We start from the raw sequence: 2,813 nt of genomic DNA, 5'->3' as shown, positions 1-2,813 counted from the left end.
CGTGTGAAAGTAGGTAATCGTCAGGCTCCCTAAGCCAGAAACCCCCGCCCGAAAAGGCGGGGGTTTTTGCATTTGCAGCGCAGAAAATGTGCAATCACCGCCGGGCGTTGGCGTTGGCGTTGGCGTTGGCGTTGGCGTTGGCGTTGGCGCAAGCAAGCAAGCAAGCAAGCAAGCTGGCTGGCTGGCTGGCTGGCTGGTCGGGCGGGACTTTCATGTACGCCGCGCGCCGTGTCGCGAATGGACGAGTGGCTCGACCCCGCTGCTGCCGGTAACTCCGCGGCCAGGGCGGCCAGTCTTGCACCGCTCGCAGCGCGAGAGTCTGATCGGCGCCGAATTGTTTGAGCAGATGGCGGCTCATTGACGCATCCTGCTCCTCATCATCGTTGACTGCATCGAACCCGCGCCGCGAGATCTACCACGTCTATCATCTCGGTTGCCACTGGCTTCGAGCTCCGTGCGGTTTCCATCCCGTGATGAACCGACCAGGGGCGCGGCAGGGGTCACCCTTGCGCGCAGCCGAAGGCTCCGTCAATCGCCGGGGTGCCGCCGATGGCCGCGTCATGCTCGAAGTGATCACGCCTCCGGTCGTTCTCTCGTTATTTACCTCCTCGAGCACATTGCACGGCAAGTCTAGCCATCGCAAATCGGAGTCCATTATCTCGGGCTATTAATTGGTGTATATCGCTTATCTTCGCGCAACGTCGTCGATTCTGTTTCGAGGTGCTGGTGTGTGATTGGCGCGTTTCAGGGCAAATCCACGGCTGCCTCGGCGACAGCGCGAGGCCGAGATCGCGCGCCCGTCGGCATATGCGTGACGACCGCAACCGCCATGAGGCCTTCCATCGGCGCGAAGGCGTCGCAGAGGCGAATTTCTTCGACGAGCGAATAGGCGGCGCCGCCGAAATAGTGGCGGCCTTCGCCCATCAATCCGAAATGCGTACCGTCCGCGTTGACGCCGGACGACCGCACCGTGCATGCAGTGCTTGGACTACACAGTGCCAAGCGCTCGATCGGGCGAATCGGCGGATCGTGCTGCTGCCGTGGCTCCGGGTCGACATGAGCATCGCCGGGCAGTGAGTAGTCGATGTCGACGAACCCGCGTTGAATGTCGGCTTCCCTGCCGTCTGGTTCGTACCGGGCGACGTACAGGCGCCCCGGTCAAAGCCGATGCAGTTCCGCGCTTGACTGAACGAGGTTCCACTCGTATCCACACGTCGGATGGCGCGTGTACAGCTCAGCCTTGCCACGATAGGCCGCCCAGACATTCATGGTGGTCGGCTTGCACAAAGGACGGTTCGACACAATGCGCGCTGCACTGTTGAACGTTCGCAACGACGGCGACACGCAAGCGATGTGGCAGCAGGCGTGCGGGCGCAGATCGTCGCGCATCGGCGGCACCAAGACATCTAGGCCGGCCAAGCTGTTGGACCTTCTCGCAAGGTGCGAGCGTCGCTATCAGCCGCGATAACGTCGGTTGACGCTCGTTCGGCAACCACGCGTACGCGATCGCTTCCGGAGTCGTGACTCGCGGGCGTCGCCGCGTGCTGGTGGCCAACAAGCAGCCGGCGTCGACGGCCGGTTTTAAAGTCTCATGCGTCGCGCGAGCCGCGGCGCCTTTCGCGCGTCTGGCGGTGTGGCGCCCGGAAAGCGTCGGCTCTCGGACTGCCGCGATCCTTCCCGTGCTGCACCACGCGTTGTCGATGGTGCCCGCATGTGCCACCGAGGAAGCAAAGACCAGTGCGAAGGCAAGAAGGACGACAGGGTATCGCGCGGAGGCAGGGAAACGGGAGAGCGGTCGGCATGATCGCGGAACGCGGGATGGTACCGCGCGTGCCTTCCGTCAGTGGTGATGAGGGGAGGGGGCGAAGATGGCCCCTAGGTGCTTTCCGGGTTCGATTCCGGTGTCGCAACGGAGCAAGCGGGAACGGCGACGCCTTCCGTGGAATCCGGCTTCGGCACCCCGTTTGCCGGAAACCCTTGCGCGCAGAAGCCGGTTGTCCCGGGTTTGGCGGGGTGCTGATGTGTCGCCATTAATCAACCTACCCCCTGGGCTCGCGTCGGAAGCCTTGCAGATTCATCCGGCATGGAAATTGCAAATTTTTTGCGTTTACCCGCTTGGCATTATGCGTGAGAGGTCGTATCATGGCGGTCTTTCGTTTTCAGCGAAGATGCAAATCGAAGCTGAAGACGGAGTCTGACGAAGATGTGGGCGCCGATCGGCGATCCTCTTGTGCTTGCCTCAGCCGGGTGGGCGCGGGTGTCGGGTGAGTCGCCAGGGTGCGCTGGAAGAGAATGAAAATAATCTTCCGGATGTGCTTGACAAGAGTGCGATGCACCCCCATAATCGTCAGTTCTCTACGGAGGGGTGCCCGAGTGGCTAAAGGGGGCAGACTGTAAATCTGTTGGCTTACGCCTACGTTGGTTCGAATCCAACCTCCTCCACCAGAACATCAGCGCAGAGAGCGGTAGGGAATCGTTAGTGGCCCGTGCGGGTGTAGCTCAATGGTAGAGCAGAAGCCTTCCAAGCTTACGACGAGGGTTCGATTCCCTTCACCCGCTCCAGTCCGTGTAGTTGAAGCGTAATACCGCCCATGTGGCTCAGTGGTAGAGCACTCCCTTGGTAAGGGAGAGGTCGGCAGTTCGATCCTGCCCATGGGCACCAGCAGTAAAAAGTCAGTGTCTGTTTGCGCGCGGCGCAACATGTGAAATTCCTTTCGGGAGTTGAAAATGGCCAAGGAAAAGTTTGAGCGGACCAAGCCGCACGTCAACGTTGGTACGATTGGTCACGTTGACCACGGCAAGACGACGCTGAC

4 protein-coding genes and 3 tRNA genes are annotated in these 2,813 nt (G+C 61.1%); 4 read left to right on the top strand and 3 right to left on the bottom strand.

Annotated elements, in window-relative coordinates; all coding sequences use genetic code 11:
• Positions 1-94 precede the first annotated feature (94 nt).
• From DIE12_RS37615 to DIE12_RS37605, 3 genes are all read right to left on the bottom strand, one after another.
• Positions 95-358: a hypothetical protein gene (locus tag DIE12_RS37615; protein WP_124551605.1), complete on the bottom strand. Its 264-nt coding sequence runs from the start codon at positions 356-358 to the stop codon at positions 95-97.
• Between the two features lie 386 nt (positions 359-744).
• The gene (locus tag DIE12_RS37610) at positions 745-927 is read right to left on the bottom strand and encodes a hypothetical protein (RefSeq protein WP_124524131.1); all 183 of its coding nucleotides are present in this window, start codon (positions 925-927) and stop codon (positions 745-747) included.
• Between the two features lie 231 nt (positions 928-1,158).
• Positions 1,159-1,389 carry a hypothetical protein gene (locus DIE12_RS37605; protein WP_124524129.1) on the bottom strand — a complete coding sequence of 77 codons (231 nt, stop codon included), beginning with the start codon at positions 1,387-1,389 and terminating at the stop codon, positions 1,159-1,161.
• Between the two features lie 970 nt (positions 1,390-2,359).
• Here DIE12_RS37605 and DIE12_RS37600 point away from each other — a divergent pair.
• The 4 genes from DIE12_RS37600 to DIE12_RS37585 all read left to right on the top strand — a co-directional run.
• Positions 2,360-2,445 (top strand) — tRNA-Tyr (locus tag DIE12_RS37600).
• Between the two features lie 43 nt (positions 2,446-2,488).
• Positions 2,489-2,562 (top strand) — tRNA-Gly (locus DIE12_RS37595).
• A gap of 25 nt (positions 2,563-2,587) precedes the next feature.
• A tRNA-Thr gene (locus tag DIE12_RS37590) sits at positions 2,588-2,662 on the top strand.
• A 65-nt stretch (positions 2,663-2,727) separates the two neighbouring features.
• On the top strand, positions 2,728-2,813 hold an 86-nt coding region (locus DIE12_RS37585), incomplete at its 3' end, for a GTP-binding protein (protein WP_039555751.1).

It is taken from the genome of Burkholderia sp. Bp9015 (genome assembly GCF_003853505.1).
In the GTDB taxonomy this organism is placed as follows: domain Bacteria; phylum Pseudomonadota; class Gammaproteobacteria; order Burkholderiales; family Burkholderiaceae; genus Burkholderia.
This window is presented reverse-complemented; position numbering and strand designations above follow the sequence as displayed.

Excerpts from the sequence above, each read along its gene's own strand:
- DIE12_RS37615 (WP_124551605.1), bottom strand. The coding sequence starts at position 358 with ATGAGCCGCCATCTGCTCAAACAATTCGGCGCCGATCAGACTCTCGCG.
- DIE12_RS37605 (WP_124524129.1), bottom strand. The coding sequence starts at position 1,389 with ATGCGCGACGATCTGCGCCCGCACGCCTGCTGCCACATCGCTTGCGTG.